Origin of the sequence: Actinokineospora auranticolor (genome assembly GCF_002934265.1) — a bacterium.
GTDB lineage: Bacteria > Actinomycetota > Actinomycetes > Mycobacteriales > Pseudonocardiaceae > Actinokineospora > Actinokineospora auranticolor.
Genome location: NZ_PTIX01000038.1, coordinates 1 through 17,927, shown reverse-complemented (window position 1 = coordinate 17,927; position 17,927 = coordinate 1). Strand labels below are relative to the sequence as shown.

Sequence of the window (17,927 nt, the reverse complement as noted above, 5' to 3'; positions counted from 1 at the left end):
CCGTTCGGGCTTACGGGGAGGGCGCCACGCCGTGCAGGAGCAGGGCCGCCTGGACGCGGTTCTGCACGCCCAGCTTCGTCAACACCGTCGACACGTAGCTCTTCACCGTCGCCTCGGTCAGGCCGAGGACCTCGGCGATCCCCGCGTTCGGGCGGCCGTCCGCCAGCAGCTCCAGCACCTGCCGCTCCCGCACGCTCAGCGACTCGACCGCCCGCCCCCGCCCCAGACCGGCGCTCACGCCGCGCAGCTTCGGCAGCAGGCGGGCCGTGATGCGCGGGTCCAGCACCGCCCCGCCCGCGGCCAGGTCGACGACGGCGTGCACGAGGGTGGCTGGCTCGGCGTCCTTCAGCAGGAACCCCTGCGCGCCGAACTCCAGGGCCCTGGCGACGTAGTCGTCCAGGTCGAAGGTGGTCAGGACGGCTGTCACCGGGGGTGACGGCAGGGCGCTGACCATCCGCAGGGCGCTGAGGCCGTCCAAGCCGGGCATCTGGACGTCGAGCAGCAGCACGTCCGGGCGGTGGCGGCGGACGGCCTCGATCGCGGTGGACCCGTCGCCCGCCTCGGCGACCACCTCGACTCTGCCGTCGGTTTCCAGGAGGACGCGCAAACCGTGGCGGAGGAGCGGTTCATCGTCGGCGAGGACGACGCGCACGGCCATGTTCACCTCCCGTGTCCAGGGCGCCGTTCAGCCTAGCCCTGACCGGGTCGTGTGCATGACGGAAAGGAACTTTCCGTGGCCAATCCCCGGTATGGGGGAACCGAATCGGTGCCAGTACGCGCTTTGTCGATTTCCCGTCACCTGATCAGCGGATACCCGACTCGATAGGTCAGTCCAGGTCGCGGAGACGATCGGCCAGATCGCGAGCGCCCGCTTTCTCCGCCAGCGCGGCCAGGTCCGCGACCGTCGAGATGTCCAATTCCAACTGCCGCCCGATGCGGCTTATCAGCGCCGTCAGGTGCGCGGTGTCCACCCGCCCCGCGCCGATGACGTACGTGACCACCCGGTCCAGCAGCGCCTGCCTGCGCGGCCGCTCGGCCGCGCACCACAGGCGGAACACCGAGCTCCCGTGCACCACGAACGACCCCAGCCGGTGCAGCGGGAACCCACCCTGGCCGACGCCCGACTCGGGCACCGCCACCGTCATCAGCCCCGCCGCCGACCGCGTGAGGTGGTACGGGCCGACGTCCTTCTCGTCGAGCCAGGCGCGCGTGCGCTCCTCCTCGCCGCGGGTGTCCACGACGCGCTCCTCGTTCTCCAGCGCGAGCAGCACGTCCGGGGTGGACTCCAGGATGCCGGTCAGGTCCCAGTCGACCTCGGCCGACGCCTGCCCGTACGCCAGGTACCGCACCCGCCCACCCGCTTCCACCGCGCGCACGACGCGCAGCGGCAGCAGAACCTGCTCTTGGCCCAGCAGCCGCGGGTTCTCGATTCGCGCGGGGAGGTTGAACCGGTCCCGCTGCGGGTTGCCCGCCAGCGCCGTCAGCGCACCCGGGTCGAAGCCGCGCACCGAGAACAGCACCCGGAACCACCGCGCGTCGTCTTCCAGCTCTTTGTGCGCGGGCAGCATCGAGACCTTGCGCGCGTCGTAGTAGGCGCGGGTCAGCGGACGGGACCGGAACGCGTCGAAGTACAGCTTGCGGCGGTCGTCCACCAGCCGCACGTACCGCCTGCCGTCGGCGACCGACCGCTTCCCCAGGTCGGTCAGCGCCCAGTGCCCGTCCACCAGCCGCACGTGGTTGATCAGCGCCAGGAACCGCAGCGCGCGGTCCACCAGCACCTCGTCGAGCGCGTAGAACCCGGCCAGGTCCGCGGTGGTGGTGAGGCCGCCCTCGGCGATGCCGCGCTCGAGGAACCGGTCGATCAGCTCGTAGTCCTCCGCGACGGTGACCGTGGCCGAGATGGTCACGCACCAGACCGGCAGCATCAGGCCGATGAGCCGGGTCGGCGTCATGCCCTGGCCGTAGGCGGCGTCCTCCAGGGCCCGCTGCTCCGGGTAGCCGAAGAGCTTCATCACGCGATCCCGGCGTCTAGCGCGCGGTGGTTGAGCAGGTCGTCCGAGGTCAGGTGGTCGCCGCACGCGGCCAGGTGCTCGCGCAGCGCCAGCGCCAGCCGCCGGAACCCGGGGTCGTCGGCGGCGACCAGGGTGGACAGGTCGCCGACCATGACGAGCTGCCGCCGCACCCTGGTCAGCGCGACGTTCAGGTGCCGCAGCTCGCTCAACGACCCGACCCCGCCCTGCGGGTTGCTGCGGGTGAACCCGTAGAGGATGACGTCCCGCTCGCCGCCCTGGAAGGAGTCGACCGAGCCGACGTTGCGCCGCACCGCGTGCTCGTCGCCGATCAGCTCGACCAGCCGCGCCGACACCGCCTTGAGCTGGGCGACGTACGGCACGATGACCGCCCACTCGCGCCCCAGCCGCGCGTAGTGCGCGGCCAGCCTGCACAGCACCTCGGCCTCCACGGCGTTGATGTACCCGGCCGCGTCCCCCGACCGCCGCTCGAACCGCCGCGGCAGGTCGCTGGTGTCGACGAAGGCGAACGCGCTGCGGAACACGGTGTCCTCGTGCGGCACCTCCGCCGCGGTGCGCAGCGCGCCCCGGTAGAAGGCGCCGGAGATGAACTCGGCGACGACCGGCGGCATCCGCCGCTGCCAGGTCAGCGGTACCACGTTGGACGCGGGCAGCCGGTCGACGAGCCGCTCCAGCGCGCTGTGCGTCAACAGGTCCAGCACCGCCGGGTCCGGCACCAGCTCACCCCACCGCGCCACCTCGGCGTCCGGGTACGGCGGCAGCTGCCGGTGGTCGCCGACGAGCACTGCCCGCCGGGCCCGGACCAGCGGCACCAGCGCGTCGGCGACGCCGATCTGCCCGGCCTCGTCCACCACCGCCAGCTCGAAGTCCACATCGGACAGCTCCACCCTGGACGCGGTGCCGGCCGTGGTCGCGGCGATCACGTCGGCGTAGCGCACCAGCTCGGGGTGCAGCCGCTCGGTCGACCCGGACACCTCCGCGCGCCACCGCGCCAACAGGTCCGCCTGCGCGCGCAGCACCGGTCCGCGCCGCCGCAGCCAGGCCAGCAGCAGCCCCAGGTCCCGGCCGAGGGCCTGGTCGTCGACGTCGCCGCGCACCTCCGGCGGCACCTGCACGCCGCCGACCGCCGCGCGGGCCGACGCGGCGGCCTCCAGCGCCCGCGCGCGAGCCCGGTCGATGCCGTGCGCACCGGCCTCGACCCGCGCGATCGCCTCCAGCACGACCGGCAGGCCCTTGGTGGTGACCTCCAGCTCGTGCTCGGCCCGCCGCGACTCGGCCACCGCCTTGTCGTGCTCGCGGCGCAGGTCGTCGACGGCCGACTGGAGCCGCGCCAGCCTGCGTGCGCGGAACAGCGGGAACCCGCCGCCCGCGACCAGGTTGTCGATCTTCTTCTGCCACCTGTCGAGCTTGCGGCGGCCCGTCTCGCAGGTCGCGCGCCAGGTGTCCACCACGGCCTGCAGGGGACCGCCCGCCGTCCGCCGGGTCTCCGCGAGGGCGGACTCGGCCTGGCCGTGGGCGTCGATCGCCTGGCTCAGCGCGGCTGTCGCGTCGGCCACTACGCGCGTCCAGCCGTCGAGGGCGCTCGGGTCGCCGTAGTTGGCCAGGGTGTGCTCGGTGGTCTCGAGAATACTCGCGCGCAGTTCCTCGGCCCGCCGTTCCAGCAGGTACGGACGGCCCGCCTCGGTCACCACGCCCTCGTTGCCGACGCGGATGACGGTGAGGTCGTCGGGCAGCCTGCCCAGGATGTTGTCGACCGCGCGGTTGGTGCGCGCGGTGACCAGCACCCGGCCCGGCGGCCGCGCCGCGCCGTCGCCGAGCGCCACCGCCCGGGCGATCTGGCTGATCACACGGGTCTTGCCGGTACCGGGCGGGCCCAGGACCAGGAGCACGTCCGGCACGGCCAAGGCGCGGCGGAAGGCATCGAGCTGGTCGTCGTCGAGGGGTGCGGTGGGCGCGTCCGGGGGCGGGGACATCGGTCCGACCTGGTGGTCGACCAAGACGCGGAGCAGGTGGGGGTTGTGTGCGCGGCCCTCGCGCAGCAGCTTGACGGCGCCGCGCTGCCGGTTGAACACCGCCGAGTCGAGCGAGTCCTCCAGCGCGCCCGTGCCGTTGACCGCGACGGGCTCGTCGAAGCGGACCGCCACCGACCGGCCGCACACCCGGGTCACCTGGCCGCGCTGCTCGGTCGCGCCGCGGACCCGCACGTAGGTGTCCTCGCGCGGACCGCGGTCGCCGACGAGCTCGAACTCGTACACCCGCCCGCGCTCGTCGACCGGGCGGGCGCACCGGTACGGGTAGGGGGCGGCGCGGCGCGCGTCGTCGGTGGTGACGCGCTGGGCCGCGTCGATGGTGTGGTGGAGGTCGTCGAGGAACCTGGTGTGCGCGTTGGCCTGCGGTTGAGCGGGTTCCCGGGCCGCCGAGACGCGCTCGTCGCCGAGCCGCTGCCAGTGCGCGCGGATCGCGTCCCAGTGCGAGATCGCCTCCACGGGCAGGCGCCGCTCGTCGGGGACGAACTGCCACAGCGGGGTCCGCACGAGCAGGCACGAGCGGACCAGGCGGTGGTGGTCGTCGAGCCGGATGGGCTGCACGGAGCCGACGAGGAAGCCGCGTCCGCTGCGCGCCGGGTGCAGGACCAGCACGTAGGCGCCGGTGTAGAGCCGGACGTCCGGGTCTTGGCCGGGGTAGCGGGGCTCGTGCACGGTGGCGGGCACGCCGTCGCGGAGCGCGGCGAGGTCGGTGGCGATCTGGTCGAGACCGGCGGGCAGCCGCGGGTGGTCCTCGGCGAGCTGGCGCAGCCGCAGCAGGGTGGTGTCGTGCGGGGCCAGGTGCAGCGGTGTGGGCAGGTCGACGACGCGGATCGGCACGGTTCCCCCTCAGCGCCGACCGGCGGGCGGCCGGGGGTGGTCGGTGTGCCGGGTGTCGTGCTTGGTCATGCCTGTGAGTGACACACGTTCGGTGGGTCTGCGTTGGTCGTCCGCGGTGCGCCGGTCCGCGGCGTCGGCGGAGCCCGGGATGACCGGGCCGACGCCCATCCCGTGCAGGTCGGGCCCGTGCGCCTGGTGGCAGCCGGGCCCGCTCGAGGCCTGGTCGCCTGGCCAGGTCCGAGCCCCGTCGCGCTGTGTCATATGTGTCACTCAGGGTAGTTGAGTTCTCGCCGACAGGGTACCTCGAACCGGGTGGGTGGCTACCGGCCTTCCCAGCGGGGGGACCGCTTCTCCGCGAACGCGCGCGGACCCTCGACGGCGTCGGTGCTGTCCCGCCTGCGGTGCTCCCAGGGGTAGTCGGCGGCGAACGCCTCGTCGAGGGGCAGGTGCGCGGACGCGCGGGCCGCCTGCTTCATGGCCCGGACCGAGAGCGGGGCGCAGGCGAGGACGTCGTCGACCCAGGTCCGCACGCACTCGTCGAGCCGATCCGCGGGCACGACCTCGTTGACCAGGCCCAGCTCGTAGGCGCGCTGGGCGCTCATTCGGCGACCGGTGATCAGGTGGCCGAGCGCGACCCGGGACGGGATCTGGCGGGTGAGGCGGAAGACGCCGCCCGCACCCGCCATCAGCCCCAGGCGGGCCTCGGGCAGCCCGAAGGTGGCGCGGTCGCTGGCGATGATCAGGTCACAGGCCAGGGCCAGCTCGAAGCCGCCGCCGAGCGCGTAGCCGTCGACCCGCGCGATGACGGGCTTGGCGAAGTCGAACCGCTCGGTCAGCCGCGGCCAGCCCGGTTTGCCGCGGCTGCCGAAGCTGGACGTGCCCGCCTTGCCCGCGCGGTTGCGGCTGTCGAGCTCCTTGAGGTCCTGGCCGACGGAGAAGGCGCGGTCGCCCGCGCCGGTCAGCACGACGACCCAGACGTCGTCGTCGGCGTCGAGGTCGTCCCAGACGTCGGCCAGCTCGGCGTGCGTCCGCAGGTCCATCGCGTTGAGCACCTCGGGCCGATCCAGCGTCACCGTCGCGACGCGGTCCTGCTTGACGCACCGCACCCGCGGCTCCATCCGCCACCCCCTGTCCCGTCCCGGCGAGTCTAGGGGTCAACTGACCGGGTGATCCTTGGCCACGGCTCGCGCGCGGCGCCTTACGTTGGCGGCAATGGAACCGGCCCGGGGAGCGACGATGATGGACGCGGAACTGGTCACCAGCTCGGACGACGACAACTTCGGCACCTACCACTTCCCGGCCAAGCCGAGCCCGGGGGAGATCGTCCTGGTGAGCGGCGCCCGGTGGGAGGTGGACCGGGTGGAGTGGGCGATCCGGCACGTGGAGCCGGTGGCGGGCGACCACCTGACCGAGGACCAGTTGGTGGAGCGCACCTTCCACGCGCGGGTCTACATCCGCCACGCCTAATTGCGTTGAGCCGGTTGCGGGCGGCTCAGCACAATGCGGTGCGTGAACAAGAGACCGGAGCGCGAGGTGCGCGCTTTCCACGACTCGGAACGGATCCGGGTCTACCAGGCGTATCCCGCGCCTATCGCGGACGCGGCCCTGGCGGCGGGGACGTTCGTGCCGCCGTTCAAGCGCGAGCGGATGACGTGGATCAAGCCGTCGTTCCTGTGGATGGCGTACCGCTGCGGGTACGCGCGGAAGGTGGACCAGGAACGGGTCCTGGCCGTGGACATTTCCCCGGTCGGATTCCACTGGGCGCTGGGACACGCCGCGCTGAGCCATTTCCGGGCGGGCTTCCACGCCGACCACGATGAGTGGCAGGCGGGGGTGGAGCGGTCCCCGGTGCGGATCCAGTGGGACCCGGAGCGGAACCTGGCCCACGGGCCGTTGGCGCACCGGTCCATCCAGATCGGGTTGAGCGCGGAAGCCGTGCGCCGGTACGTGGACGAGTGGATCGTGGGGCTGACCGACGTGACCGCGACGATGCGCGCGGTCGGGGAACACGCGGCGGCGGGGCGCGTGGCGGAGGCGACGGCGTTGCTGCCGGAGGAGCGCCCGTACCCGCTGCCGGAGGACCTGGCGAGCCGGGTGAACGCCAGTCGGTGAACTGGGCCGTGCGCGGTGGTCACCCGGCCGCGCCGCAGAGGGCGGTGGTGACGAGTTCGCGCTCGGCGCGCTCGATCCGGCCCATGGCAAGGGGGTCGCCGGGGTCCACGGCGCCCAGGGTCGTGGAGATCTCGACCCGGGTCCCGGCTTCGGGGGAGCCGAACATGTCCGTCAGGTAGCCCTGGACGCCCCCGGTGTGGCCGATCGCGGTGCAGTGCGGGGTCAGTCGGTTCACCTCCAGGCCCAGGCCGTAGCCCGGGGCGAGGCGGGTGTCCCGCATCTGGGCGAGCAGGTCCGGCGGGAGCAGGGCGCCGCCGAGGAGGGCCGCGATGAACGCGTCGAGGTCGCGGGTCGTGGAGATGAGTTCGCCCGCTGCCCCGAAGTGGGAGGGGTTCTGCCGGGAGACATCCGTGGTGATCGTTGTCCCATTGTCCTCGTAGGACTGGTATCCGTGCGCGTGCGGGCCGGGGATGTCGAGGTCGGTGCCCGGCAGGCTCGTGTCGACCATGCCCAGCGGGGTGAGGATCCGCTGCCGGACCTGTGCGGCGTAAGGGGTCCCGGTGACCCGCTCGATGAGCATGCCCAACAGGAGGTAGTTGGTGTTCGAGTACGACCACGCCGTGCCCGGCTCGAAGCGGGCGGGCTTGGCCAGGGCGAAACGGACCAGCGCTTCCGGTTCGCGGGTGCGCAGGCGGTCGGTCTCCCATGCCGCGCCGAAGATGGGGATGCCGGGCTCGCCGGTGCCGTTCGGGAGGAACTCGCCGGTGAAGTTGAAGATCCCGCTGGTGTGTTGCAGCAGCGTGCGGATCGTGGCGCGGTCGTCGAGAGCCAGCTCCGGCAAGTGGCGGTGGACCGGGGCGTCGAGGTCGACCTTGCCTTCGCGCGCCAACTGGAGCACCACCGTGGCGACGAAGGTCTTGGTGATGCTGCCCGCGCGGAACAAGCCGCCGGTCGGCGGTCTCCCGGGCCCGCCCAACTCGGCCACGCCCACGCTCGCCGTCCAGTCGCCGCCGTTGTTGTGCGCGCGTAGTTGCACGCCCGCGACGCCGGTTCTCAGCAGCGCTGTCATGGCCCGGTAGAGGGATTGGTGCCTGGGGGAGGGGATGGACGACGCGGCTGCGGGCACGGTCAGGGCGATGGCCAAGGTGATGGCGGTGACACGTCTTCGATTCAGCTGGATCACTCCCCGTTCCACCGGTCGGGTGATCTGGGCCGGATTCCGGTATCGCCGCGCGTCCGCCGATCGATAGGCAGACAAGGGGAATCCGGGGGCGGAGGTCTTCTTAGATGGCCGAACGGCGGACAGCCGGGCAAGCGGTGGACCAGGGGATGCGGGGGAGGGTCGACTCGATCAGGCGGGACGGGACGTGGATCGACGCCTACGACCTGCCCGAGCCCGCGGACACCCCGTTGATCGAGGTCGTTGAGCTGGACGGGTGACAAAGCGGCCCCCGGAACCGTTCCTGGTGTTCCGGGGGCCGAACTCAGTACCGCACAAGGCTTTTCGGGCCGGGTCGCGTGGTCTCGGCTCGTCGTGAGGTGTGCCGCTCAGGCCCCGAACGGCGCCGGGTGCTCGACGTGCCGCGTCCGACCGCGCCGCGGCGGTTTCTCAACGCTCGGTCTCATAGCAGTACGACCTCTCGCATGGTGTCGTTGGTTTGCACGAGGACCTTCGCGCCTTCCTCCTTGATGCTGCGGTAGACGAAGTCCCCGTAGCCGACCAGGCGGCGCAGCGCCTCGGTGAGGCTGACGCCCTCGCGCTCGATCACCGCCTCCAGGGCGCGCACCATGTCCGGGGTGATGGCGACGTTGATGCGCTTGGGGTCCTGGCGGGCGGGCTGGGCCTTGCCGTCCGGAGTGGACTCGGCCTCGGCTCCGGTGTTCGCGGGAGATTTCATACGGTGGCACGCTCCCCTGGCGCGCACGGGCGACCCTGGGCCCGTGCGTCGGTGGCGCGGACGACCGCGGTTGCCCCCACGGTCGCCCACTGTTGCGGTGACGACTACGTGTCCAGCCTACCGCCGGAGCCGTAGCTTTTCAACACGCGTGGCCCATCTGGATGGTGTCATCTGACCACATTACTCCCACGCTTGTGCTGTATCACGCGTGTACGCAACGTGGTCGGATCCTGGTATCTTGGTAGCGCGAAGTCCTGCGGGGCTTCGCGGGCGGACACTTGGCGAAAGGTGGGGCGGCGAATGCGCGAGCTCATCCACCGGCACCGGCGGACGGACTGGATCACCTGGGACGACACCTGGACCGACGGCCCCGATCCCGACGCCGAGCCGGTGCGCGACAGCCCGGTCGTGCGGCTGGACGACCGGGAGAGCGGTGATGGACGACAGGAAAGGTGACGTCCAGCAGGTGGACCGGGACACGTGGACCGACTCCGAGGAGGCCGGGGCCGGTCCGGTGGTGGACACCCACGAGCTGTTCCAGCTGCGGACCGCCGCCGAGGAGAAGCGGGAGCTGCGCGCCGCGGAGCTGGAGCGGCAGCGCCACTTCATGCGCATGCAGGTGCGGGTCATGCTCGGCGTCGGCCTGGTCTTCCTGGTCACGCTCGTGACGCTGGTGCTGGGGCTCTGGTTGCACCTGATGCCGCAGGGGGTCGCCGAGGAGCTGATGCGCATGGTCATCCCGACGGTGCTCGGCGCGGGCCTCACCATCACCGGCATGTTCTTCCGCGGGGGAGGCGGTTCTCGCCCCTGACCGGAGAACCGGGAAACCCCCGCGGCCTGCGCGCCGCGGGGGTTTCGTCACGTGTTTGTCCAGGAATTGTCCATTCCTGCCGTCGCCCGGGGAAACCCGCCACCCGGGGGCACCGCCGAATCACGCTACTCGCTGTTATGGTGATCCACGATCACCTGAAACCCGACGGTGAAATAGGGACTTGCCACCTGGCCTGGTAGCCGGGTTGGCTCTCAGGTATCACGGAAGATGGAAAAGCCACGCCCCGGCGCGGGGACGCGGCTCCTCGGTTCCCGTGTCGTGGCACGCGCGGGATCGGTCCCCCACCGCCGGGTGCGGGGCCACGCGGGTCGGTGGGAGTTGCCCCTCCCGCCGACCCGTCCTTCGTCCTGTGGCAGGACACGCACTAGGTCGCTCCGCCGCGCGAGGCCGTTACCGGCGCGGCCCACGCCGATCTCCACCGTCGCGCTCCGCAACGATACATCCTTCCGAGTGAAAGGAAGACCGGCAAATGTCCTCCATTCGAACTCCGTGCTCCGACGGGTGGTGGTCCCCTCCGAGAATTCGCGCGGTCGTTGGCGGTAAGGGTGGTGCCCGCTCGGGCTACTCGGCTACCAAAGGTAGTTGATCGCCCACCGCATGGCATTCCCCCATCCGGTGAAGACGATCACGGCGAACCGATCACTCCCGAATTCCGTGCGCGTTCCCGTCGCCGGACAAGGCGCCAACCGAATCGGTCGCGGGTGATTCACCCGCGACCGCGTATCGTCATCGAACGATCATGACGAGTAACAGTCTTGTCTGCTGCGCACCGGCTGATCCGCAGCGGCGCCGACACGGGCTACCCGCGTGGCAACGCAATGGCGTACCTAGTGGGGCGAAGGACGGACCTGCTCGGCTGCCGCCGCGTTGTCCGGGGCGGCAGGCCCAATCGCACGGCGTGCGGGTGGACGGCACCCCCGCGGTGGGCGCGATCGCCTGGTGGGGAGCCACCTCGGGCGGGTCGGGGGCCAGTGGGCACGTCGCCTACGTCGAGGAGGTGGGCAGCGGCTACGTCGTGATCTCCGAGGACAACTTCGGCGGCGAGTTCCACTGGAAGCGCCTCACCCCCGGCGGCTACTACCCGACCGCGTTCCTGCACTTCAAGGACCAGACCACCGCGCCGGGAGCGCCGATCGGCAACCTCGAGGTGACTTCGCAGAACGGGACCGGCGTCCGCTTCCGCGGCTGGGCCCGCGACCCCGACACGGACGCGCCGGTCGACGTCCACGCCTACGTGACCCCCGACCACGGCGTCCCCACCACCGCGAACCTCCAGCGCGGCGACGTTGGCGCGCACGGCTTCGACGTGACGCGCGGCGGGATCGTCGGCGGCACGTACAACGTGTGCGCGTACGCGATCAACGCGCCGGGGACGCCGGGGCAGAACACGCAGTTGGGGTGTCGGAGCATCACTCTCACGCAGAGCCCGATCGGCAACTTTGAGGCAACGTCGCAGAACGGCACAGGTGTGCGGTTCCGCGGGTGGGCGATCGACCCGGACACGAGTGCGCCGATCGAGGTCCACGCGTACGTCACCCCCGACCACGGCGTGCCGACCGTGGCGGGCCTCGATCGACCGGACGTCGGTGCCGAGAACCCGATCAGCGGAGCCGGTCACGGATTCGACGTGACGCGCAGTGGGATCGTCGAGGGCACGTACAACGCGTACGCGATCAACGCGCCGGGCACGCCCGGGCAGGACGTGTTGTTGGGGTGTCGGAGCGTCACCCTCACGCAGAGCCCGATCGGCAACCTCGAGGGAGTCCGCCAGGACGGCGCCGGTGTTCGCTTCACCGGGTGGGCGATCGACCCGGACACGAGCTCGCCCATCGCGGTGCACGCCTACGTGACGCCCAACCACGGTGTGGCGACCACCGCCGACCTCGACCGGCCGGACGTCGCTGCCGAGCACCCGCCAGCGGGAGTGCGCACGGCTTCGCCGTCACCCGCGGCGGGATCGTGCCCGGTACCTACGACGTCTGCGCCTACGGCATCAACGCACCCGGTACGCCGGGGCAGAACCGGCTCCTCGGCTGTCGGACCATCGCCCTCATCTAGCCGGTCAGACCCGGCCGCCGAAGCACCAGTTGTGGACCTCGACGCCCGCGTAGCGGTCGGCGGTGAGGGCGGTGCGCGCCGTGGCCGCGTCCGGGGCGCGGAGGAGGGTGGCGGTGCCCAGCCAGGTGGTGCCGTCGTCGGCCAGGAGGGGGCCGTGGGCGATCAGGTCGTGGTCGGCGGGCGGGGTGAGGTCGGCGGGCTCTCCCGCGCCAAGGCCGAGGACCAGGTACCGGTTGCCGCCCTCCCGCCCGCCGGGGAAGTCCCACATCGTGCGGCCCAGGGTGTTCCGCCAGCGGCGCAGCATCACGTCCCGGTAGGCGCCCGCCTGGTAGTTGGGCTCGTTCATGGCGAAGTCGTGCGCGGCGGTGGGGGTGGGCAGGTCGAGGATGTGGACGCTGCCGGTCGGGGTGTCCAGGTCGTCGGCGAGGGTCGGGCCGCGCGCGATCATCTCGGCCGCGTATCCGTCCATGTAGGACCAGTGGGCTTCCAGCAACTCTTCGCGAAGCGCCAGTGAGCCCGCGCGGTCGCGGTGGTAGCAGAAGAACTCCATGCGCGGCAGTCTGCCGCATCGGGGTCAGGCGGTGCGGGGGCCGCGGGCGGCGGCGAGGACGGTGTCGGCGAGGCGGGCCGCGTAGGAGTCGTCGAGGGCGGGGATGTCGAACAGCAGTCGGTACCACATGGGGCCGTAGACGAGGTCCACGAAGAAGTCCGGGTTCGCCCCGGTGATCTCCCCGCGCTCGGCGGCGCGGTCGATCATCGCCCGCACGACGGCGCGGCGCGGTTCGATCAACTCGGTCCACAGCCGCGCCGCGAACCGCTCGTCCTGCAGCGCCTCCACCGCCAGCGCCCGGTTGAGCTGGCCGCTCGCACCCCGCTGGGCGGCGAACGTGGCGGTCAGCAGGGTCACCAGGTCGTCGCGCAGCGAACCGGTGTCCGGGGTGGGCAGGCGCTCGGCGGCGAAGCGGCCCAGGGCGGCCAGGACCAGCTCGCCCTTGCTCCGGTACCGCCGGTAGATGGCCTGCTTGTGCACGCCGCTGCGCGCCGCGATGCCCTCGATGCTCAGCCGCCGGTAGCCCTCCTCCTCGACGAACTCGAAGGTCGCGCGCAGGATCGCCGCGTCGAGGGCGGGGTCGCGGGGGCGTCCGGGCATGGTCGTGAGCGTAGCTCCTTGACATCCGCGACGTACCGTATGGTAATTGTCAATACGCAACGTCTCATATTGAAAAGAACGGCATGGCTCGACCCGCCTTGGTGGCGGCGGCCCTGGGGTACTTCGCCTTCGGCACGATGTCGCTGGCGCTCATCGGGCTGAGCGGGCCGATGAGCGCCGAACTCCGCGTCGACCCGGCCGACATCGGACTGCTGGTCAGCGTGTTCGCGCTGACCTTCGCGGTCGCCGCGCCGGTCGCGCCGACGCTGCTCGGCGGTCTGGACCGGCGCGCCGGGCTGGTGCTGGGGCTCGCGCTGCTGACCGCGGGTGGTGTCGCCACCGCGCGCGCCCCGAACTACGGCCTGCTCGTCGGCGCTCGCGTGGTCGCTGCGCTCGGGGGAGCGGTCTACGCGCCCAACTCCTCGGCGGTCGCGTCGCTGGTCGTCCCCGAGGAGCGCCGGGCTCGGGCGCTGGCCACGGTGGGTGTTCTCCGGCATGACGGCCGCTGCCGTCCTCGGTGTGCCGCTCGCCTCGTACCTGGGGTCCCTGGTCGGTTGGCGGGCGGCGCTCGGCGGGGTCGCGGTGCCCGCAGCGGTCGCACTGCTGTTGGTGCGCGCGCTGCTGCCTCGCACGGGCCGGGGAACGCGGCCGTCCATTGTGGCCTAGTGACGTGTCGTGACCACTCCCGGTGCTGCTGCGATGGTGGTCACGACGATGTTGTTCATGACGGCGCAGTTCATCGTCTATGGAGTCGCGGGTGCGTATGTGACGGCCCGGTCCGGATCCGCGGCGGCGGTCGCCTTGGTCCTGTTCGCGTTCGGCGTGCTCGGTGTGGTTGGCAACGCGGCGGGTGCGCCTTCGTGCGAAAGGTTTGGCGGCCCCAAGACCGTAGGGGCGCCCTCAGCGGCTTTGCTGTCGCATTCGGACTCTTGTCTGTCTTGCCCGGTACGACGACGACCATCCTGGCGCTGTTCGGCTTCTGGGCGTTCTTCAGTCAGCTCTACCATGCCCCGCAGCAAGCCCGGCTGGTGGCGCTGTTACCCGAGTATCGTGTGATTCTCTTGGCGCTCAACGCTTCCAGTCTCCACACCGGTATCAGCCTCGGGAGTTTCCTCGGCAGTGCGCTCCTGTCTTCGTTCGATCCCAAGGCCCTGTCCGCGTTCGGCCTGGTTCCCGCCGCTGTGGCGGGTGTCGCGCACCTGGTCTCCGCTCGGCGGATCAACTCGAGTCACCCGCTGTGAAAGGGAAAGTCATGCGCACCAAGACCGAACTGGTCGCCGAGTACCTGGAGACCGTGTGGAACCGGGGTCGCACCGACCTGGCCGCCGACTACCCCGCCGAAGACCTCGCGCAGCACAACCCCAACCCCCCGGACGGCCGCGCCGCGCTGGTCGAGTTCATCGACGGGACCCGGGCGCAGTTGCCCGGGATGCGTTTCACCGTCGAGCGGACCGTCGCCGAAGCCGACCTGGTGGCCGCGCATTCCCACTTCGCGCCGGAGCCGGGGGCGCGTGGTGTGGCCGTGGTCGACATCTTCCGCGTCGCGGAAGGGCTGATCGTCGAGCACTGGGACGTCAGCGAGGCGGTGCCGGACGCGACCGCGAGTGGTCGCGAGGTCGTCTAGCGGCGTTGTCGGTGGTATGGGGTTGGATGGCGGCATGGCTGAATTGCTGGGGACCGCCTCCTTCCCCACCGGGGACCTGCTGCTGGTCGACTTCGGGCTGCTCGGGTACTGGTGCGGCGACCGTCCGCCCGTGCTGGCGGAGGGGCTGCTGAAGGGGGAGGCGTTGGCGCGGGCCAACGCGGCGGTCGACTTCGAGATCGTGGGCGCGGACGCGGCGGCGGTGGCGCGGCGGCTGGACCTGGCGGACGTCAAGGGGCGGTTCGCGTTCGACCTGCCCGCGGACGGCGGGTCCGTGGTGGCGAAGGTGCGGGAGGTGTGCCGCGAGAGCGGGCTCGACGCGTCGGTGCGGAGGGTGGCGCGGGTGGCGCACCTCGAGCGGGTGCGGCGGCTGCTGGACGACGACCCGGGTGGCGTCGAGGTCCCGTACACCGGGGGTTGGGCGGTGGCGGTTCGCGGGGTGCCCGCGCGGGAGTTGCGGGTGCTCGGGGAGCGGATGGACGACGGCGAGTTCGAGGCTCGGTGGCGGTCTGTGTGGGTGGAGTGCGCCGAGGGTGAGCCGGTTCGGTCTGTCGAGTGTGGATACGTGGTGGTCGACGAGTCCCGGCTGATGTTCGCCGACCCCTTGGCGCTCAACGCTTGGCGGGAGAACGTGTCCGAGGACGGGTTGTACGACGTCGAGTTCTGGGGTGGTGACGCGGCGGCGGTGTTCGAGCGACTCGTGGAGCCGAAACCATCCGAAATGGACGATCGAAGTGCGTACGCGTGGGTCGACCTGGCAGGCGGGGAGGCGGCTGAGCGGCACCGGGAACTGGGTGAGCTGCAGCGGAGTGGACTGCGGTTCCGCGCTGTGGTCCGGCCGCACGATGACGACTACCGCATTCGCCTGCAGGCCGACCACAACCTCACGGAGTCGGGGACGATCGAGGTCGGTGGCGCGAAGGTGACCGGGTGGTTCACCAGCTGGGGCGACGGGATGTATCCCCTCTACCGAGACCTGGCGGCCGACGGCACGCTCCTACGGGTGCGGGTGGAACTCGGCACGCCGGAAATCGTTGCACGGCAACGGAAAGCGGAACGTTGGTGGTTCGGTGACCTGGCCAAGAAAGCGATCGTCACGGCTCGTGTGGCGCGGGACGGGGTTCCGGCGGGGCGGTTGATCCGCGATGAGCCCATTGACGAGCGGGACAGTGGCTGGCAGGTCGTCGCCGGTGATGAATCGAGGGAGTACCTCGATGACCTGAGCAACGCGGTGCTCATGCCGTTGCGTGAGCTGATCGAGCTCGACCCGGATCTCGAGCCGCTGTTCGACGCCGCTGCCCCCGCTGAGTTCGAACGCCGCGGTGGTGTCTTCGTGCCTGTTCCGGAGTCGTCGTAGGGTTGGTGCCATGGGGGACGTCGACTGGTCCGCGTTGCGACACAACTATGGTGCGGCGTCGGACATTCCGGGGCTGCTGAGTCAGTGTGGTGACCTGGATTCCGATGTGGCGGGGGCGGCGCTTGAGGAGGTGTCCAACCTCCTGTACCACCAGGGTGGCTGGATTTGTTCGGCGGCTCCAGCCGCGCTGCCCGCGCTGGTCGACCTCGCGCGCGGTGCCGCGAACCACCGGGCGGACGTGGTGGAGGTGATCGCCACCATCGCGGCCGAGGCCCACGTCGCGGAGCCGGAGTTCGTCGACCCGGCGTGGTGGGCCGCGCTCGACGCCGCGCGGGCGGGGTTGCTCGCGCTGCTGGCGGATCCGGATCCGGGGGTGCGCCGGGCGGCGATAGTTGTTGTGGCGAAAGGGATTCGTCATCCGGAGGCGGTCGCGGCGCTGCGTGCGCGGTGGCTGGTCGAGGCGGATCGGGTGACCCGGTGGGACCTGGTCGTGGCGCTGGGGTGGTCGAGTGCCGAGCTGGCGGTGTTGCTGGCTGATGATGATCTCCACGTCCGCTTGGCGGCCCTGTACGCGCTGGCCGAGCGTGCGGAGGCGGCGCGGCGCGTCGACCTGCTGGTGCGGGCGGCGCTCGACCCGGATGCTGGGCTGTGGCGCGACTCCGCGTGGCTCGGGGATGCTTGGCGGACGGCGGGTGCGCTGGTCGAGGACGACCAGGTCGCGGCTGTGGCGTTCACCATCGGGATCGGCCGTGGTGGCGCGGATGACCAGCGAGTGGCGACTGTTGTGCGGGCGGGGCGGGTGCTCGCGGACTGGCGGAGTGCGGGGGAGTCGCTGTTGCCGTTGCTCGTCGACCATCTCGACGATGGTTTGCCGGAGGTCCGGTACCGCGCGACGGCTTTGCTCGCCTGCCTGGGGCGGGAGGCCGAGAGGTATGCGGATCGGGTGGCGCTGGAGGACGACGGGAGGTATCGGAGAGTTACTGTCGGTGACGCGGCGGTGTGGGCCTTGGCGCGGTTCGGGGATGCGCGGTGCGTGCCGGGGCTGGTTGAGCGACTTTCGGGTGATCGGCTCGGGTTCTCCTGTTCTTCTGTCCACTTTGATCGGTCGGTGGATATGTTGGGGCAGCCTGGGATCCATGAGGTGCTGGTTCCGTTGCGGGCGTATGCGGATGACCTGGTCGACGCGGTCGCTGGGCGGCTCACGACCTGCGACGACCCCGCGCTCGCGGTGAACCTGTGTTCGGTGGTGGCGGCTTGGGGGTGTGCGGCGGCTTTGCCGGCTGTGGTGGCGGCAGCGGCGGACGAGCGGGTGCTGCCGTGGGCGGCCAAGGCGATCGGCGCGCTCGGTGCGGCGGAGTCGGCACTGGAACTGCGGGACCGGGCCGACGTGCCCGCGGTGGCGTGGGCGTTGTGCCGGACCGGCGCGGACCCGGAACTGGGGGTGGCGGTGCTGTTGCGCGGCGTTGCCGGTGGGGAGTCGTTGGATTTGGTCGCCGACCTGGGGGACGCCGCGGCTGGTGCGGTCGGTTCGCTGCGGGCGCTCACGCGGTCCGGCGACGAGTGGCTCGCGGTTCGGGCGGCGGGGGCGTTGTGGCGGGTCGCGGGGGAGGTCGCGCCGGTGCTGGCTGAGGTTGTCGAGCCGTTGGGGGCGGGGGCGTACTTGCCTGTCCGGGTGACGGCTTTGCGGGTGTTGGCGGACGCGGGCGAGCGGGCGGAGCGGGTGCGTGACGTCGCGCGTGCGGTGCTGGACAACCCGCGCAGGCTGGCGTGCTCCGGGGGGTGGCGCACGTTCGCCGAGGACGAGGAACTGCGCGCGATCGCGGGGCGGTTGGTGGGGTAGGGCACGCCTCCGGCCCAATGCCACTAACTTAAGCAAGGAGCTGCTATTATTTTCGGGTGGCTCGCGTGGTGCAGGTTCGTGGTGGTGTCGTTGATTCGTCGGTTGTTCGGTTGACCGATCGGATCTCGTTGGGTGTGTTGGCGG

The 17,927-nt window shown here is 71.5% G+C and carries 18 protein-coding genes and 2 pseudogenes; 12 read left to right on the top strand and 8 right to left on the bottom strand.

Annotated elements, in window-relative coordinates:
* Nucleotides 1-10: 10 nt before the first annotated feature.
* The 4 genes from CLV40_RS35120 to dpgD form a co-directional block, all read right to left on the bottom strand.
* Nucleotides 11-658, bottom strand: coding sequence for a response regulator (locus CLV40_RS35120; RefSeq protein WP_104483373.1), 648 nt, complete (start codon nt 656-658; stop codon nt 11-13).
* Nucleotides 659-827: 169 nt separating this feature from the next.
* Complete coding sequence (locus CLV40_RS38630; RefSeq protein ID WP_181043942.1) at nt 828-2,012, bottom strand: hypothetical protein; 1,185 nt, start codon at nt 2,010-2,012, stop codon at nt 828-830.
* Nucleotides 2,012-4,894 (bottom strand): DEAD/DEAH box helicase, encoded by a 2,883-nt coding sequence (locus tag CLV40_RS35110; protein WP_104483347.1) that lies wholly within the window; start codon nt 4,892-4,894, stop codon nt 2,012-2,014. The genes CLV40_RS38630 and CLV40_RS35110 overlap by 1 nt, the downstream gene beginning before the upstream one ends.
* A 320-nt stretch (nt 4,895-5,214) precedes the next feature.
* The gene (gene dpgD / locus CLV40_RS35105) at nt 5,215-6,012 is read right to left on the bottom strand and encodes an enoyl-CoA-hydratase DpgD (protein ID WP_104483346.1); all 798 of its coding nucleotides are present in this window, start codon (nt 6,010-6,012) and stop codon (nt 5,215-5,217) included.
* 94 nt (nt 6,013-6,106) lie between these two features.
* On the opposite strand from dpgD, the gene CLV40_RS35100 reads away from it, so the two are divergent.
* Both CLV40_RS35100 and CLV40_RS35095 read left to right on the top strand, forming a co-directional pair.
* Entirely contained in the window at nt 6,107-6,361 is a 255-nt protein-coding gene (locus CLV40_RS35100) for a hypothetical protein (RefSeq protein WP_181043941.1), read from the top strand.
* Between the two features lie 42 nt (nt 6,362-6,403).
* Nucleotides 6,404-7,006, top strand: coding sequence for a DUF4291 domain-containing protein (locus CLV40_RS35095; protein WP_245931782.1), 603 nt, complete (start codon nt 6,404-6,406; stop codon nt 7,004-7,006).
* A gap of 19 nt (nt 7,007-7,025) precedes the next feature.
* Here the strand turns inward: CLV40_RS35095 and CLV40_RS35090 are convergent, their stop codons facing one another.
* Nucleotides 7,026-8,189 (bottom strand): serine hydrolase domain-containing protein, encoded by a 1,164-nt coding sequence (locus tag CLV40_RS35090; protein WP_245931781.1) that lies wholly within the window; start codon nt 8,187-8,189, stop codon nt 7,026-7,028.
* Nucleotides 8,190-8,293: 104 nt separating this feature from the next.
* Here CLV40_RS35090 and CLV40_RS38625 point away from each other — a divergent pair, with 104 nt between their 5' ends.
* Nucleotides 8,294-8,446 carry a hypothetical protein gene (locus tag CLV40_RS38625; protein WP_181043940.1) on the top strand — a complete coding sequence of 51 codons (153 nt, stop codon included), beginning with the start codon at nt 8,294-8,296 and terminating at the stop codon, nt 8,444-8,446.
* A 182-nt stretch (nt 8,447-8,628) separates the two neighbouring features.
* On the opposite strand, the gene CLV40_RS35085 is transcribed toward CLV40_RS38625, so the two are convergent.
* On the bottom strand, nt 8,629-8,904 hold the full coding sequence (locus CLV40_RS35085) for a ribbon-helix-helix protein, CopG family (protein ID WP_104483343.1): 276 nt from the start codon (nt 8,902-8,904) through the stop codon (nt 8,629-8,631).
* A 300-nt stretch (nt 8,905-9,204) separates the two neighbouring features.
* On the opposite strand from CLV40_RS35085, the gene CLV40_RS38620 reads away from it, so the two are divergent.
* From CLV40_RS38620 to CLV40_RS40975, 3 genes and pseudogenes are all read left to right on the top strand, one after another.
* The gene (locus CLV40_RS38620) at nt 9,205-9,360 is read left to right on the top strand and encodes a hypothetical protein (protein WP_181043939.1); all 156 of its coding nucleotides are present in this window, start codon (nt 9,205-9,207) and stop codon (nt 9,358-9,360) included.
* Nucleotides 9,341-9,715, top strand: coding sequence for a hypothetical protein (locus CLV40_RS35080; RefSeq protein ID WP_146108394.1), 375 nt, complete (start codon nt 9,341-9,343; stop codon nt 9,713-9,715). Before CLV40_RS38620 ends, CLV40_RS35080 begins: the two co-directional genes overlap by 20 nt.
* A 760-nt stretch (nt 9,716-10,475) precedes the next feature.
* Nucleotides 10,476-10,757, top strand: a pseudogene (locus tag CLV40_RS40975) (CHAP domain-containing protein); the annotation flags it as partial.
* A gap of 1,041 nt (nt 10,758-11,798) precedes the next feature.
* Here CLV40_RS40975 and CLV40_RS35065 read toward each other — a convergent pair.
* Both CLV40_RS35065 and CLV40_RS35060 read right to left on the bottom strand, forming a co-directional pair.
* Nucleotides 11,799-12,344: a YciI family protein gene (locus tag CLV40_RS35065; RefSeq protein ID WP_104483340.1), complete on the bottom strand. Its 546-nt coding sequence runs from the start codon at nt 12,342-12,344 to the stop codon at nt 11,799-11,801.
* Between the two features lie 24 nt (nt 12,345-12,368).
* Nucleotides 12,369-12,944, bottom strand: coding sequence for a TetR/AcrR family transcriptional regulator (locus CLV40_RS35060; protein WP_104483339.1), 576 nt, complete (start codon nt 12,942-12,944; stop codon nt 12,369-12,371).
* Between the two features lie 83 nt (nt 12,945-13,027).
* Here CLV40_RS35060 and CLV40_RS40970 point away from each other — a divergent pair.
* The 6 genes and pseudogenes from CLV40_RS40970 to CLV40_RS35040 form a co-directional block, all read left to right on the top strand.
* Nucleotides 13,028-13,369: pseudogene (locus CLV40_RS40970) on the top strand (MFS transporter); the annotation flags it as partial.
* Between the two features lie 70 nt (nt 13,370-13,439).
* A complete protein-coding gene (locus CLV40_RS40085; protein WP_245931779.1) occupies nt 13,440-13,610 on the top strand; it encodes a hypothetical protein in 171 nt (56 codons plus the stop codon).
* A 272-nt stretch (nt 13,611-13,882) separates the two neighbouring features.
* Nucleotides 13,883-14,185, top strand: coding sequence for an MFS transporter (locus CLV40_RS40080; RefSeq protein WP_245931778.1), 303 nt, complete (start codon nt 13,883-13,885; stop codon nt 14,183-14,185).
* An 11-nt stretch (nt 14,186-14,196) separates the two neighbouring features.
* Nucleotides 14,197-14,568 carry a nuclear transport factor 2 family protein gene (locus CLV40_RS35050; RefSeq protein ID WP_104483338.1) on the top strand — a complete coding sequence of 124 codons (372 nt, stop codon included), beginning with the start codon at nt 14,197-14,199 and terminating at the stop codon, nt 14,566-14,568.
* 34 nt (nt 14,569-14,602) lie between these two features.
* Nucleotides 14,603-15,943, top strand: a complete 1,341-nt coding sequence (locus CLV40_RS35045) for an immunity protein Imm33 domain-containing protein (RefSeq protein WP_146108392.1) — start codon at nt 14,603-14,605, stop codon at nt 15,941-15,943.
* Nucleotides 15,944-16,073: 130 nt separating this feature from the next.
* Nucleotides 16,074-17,783 carry a HEAT repeat domain-containing protein gene (locus tag CLV40_RS35040; RefSeq protein WP_245931777.1) on the top strand — a complete coding sequence of 570 codons (1,710 nt, stop codon included), beginning with the start codon at nt 16,074-16,076 and terminating at the stop codon, nt 17,781-17,783.
* Nucleotides 17,784-17,927: the final 144 nt, after the last annotated feature.

Coding starts and splice junctions, on each gene's coding strand:
- CLV40_RS35050 (WP_104483338.1), top strand. CDS start 14,197: ATGCGCACCAAGACCGAACTGGTCGCCGAGTACCTGGAGACCGTGTGG.
- CLV40_RS35080 (WP_146108394.1), top strand. CDS start 9,341: ATGGACGACAGGAAAGGTGACGTCCAGCAGGTGGACCGGGACACGTGG.
- CLV40_RS35100 (WP_181043941.1), top strand. CDS start 6,107: ATGGAACCGGCCCGGGGAGCGACGATGATGGACGCGGAACTGGTCACC.
- CLV40_RS38620 (WP_181043939.1), top strand. CDS start 9,205: ATGCGCGAGCTCATCCACCGGCACCGGCGGACGGACTGGATCACCTGG.
- CLV40_RS35060 (WP_104483339.1), bottom strand. CDS start 12,944: ATGCCCGGACGCCCCCGCGACCCCGCCCTCGACGCGGCGATCCTGCGC.
- CLV40_RS35120 (WP_104483373.1), bottom strand. CDS start 658: ATGGCCGTGCGCGTCGTCCTCGCCGACGATGAACCGCTCCTCCGCCAC.
- CLV40_RS38630 (WP_181043942.1), bottom strand. CDS start 2,012: ATGAAGCTCTTCGGCTACCCGGAGCAGCGGGCCCTGGAGGACGCCGCC.
- CLV40_RS35045 (WP_146108392.1), top strand. CDS start 14,603: ATGGCTGAATTGCTGGGGACCGCCTCCTTCCCCACCGGGGACCTGCTG.
- dpgD (WP_104483346.1), bottom strand. CDS start 6,012: ATGGAGCCGCGGGTGCGGTGCGTCAAGCAGGACCGCGTCGCGACGGTG.
- CLV40_RS38625 (WP_181043940.1), top strand. CDS start 8,294: ATGGCCGAACGGCGGACAGCCGGGCAAGCGGTGGACCAGGGGATGCGG.
- CLV40_RS35085 (WP_104483343.1), bottom strand. CDS start 8,904: ATGAAATCTCCCGCGAACACCGGAGCCGAGGCCGAGTCCACTCCGGAC.
- CLV40_RS40085 (WP_245931779.1), top strand. CDS start 13,440: ATGACGGCCGCTGCCGTCCTCGGTGTGCCGCTCGCCTCGTACCTGGGG.
- CLV40_RS35065 (WP_104483340.1), bottom strand. CDS start 12,344: ATGGAGTTCTTCTGCTACCACCGCGACCGCGCGGGCTCACTGGCGCTT.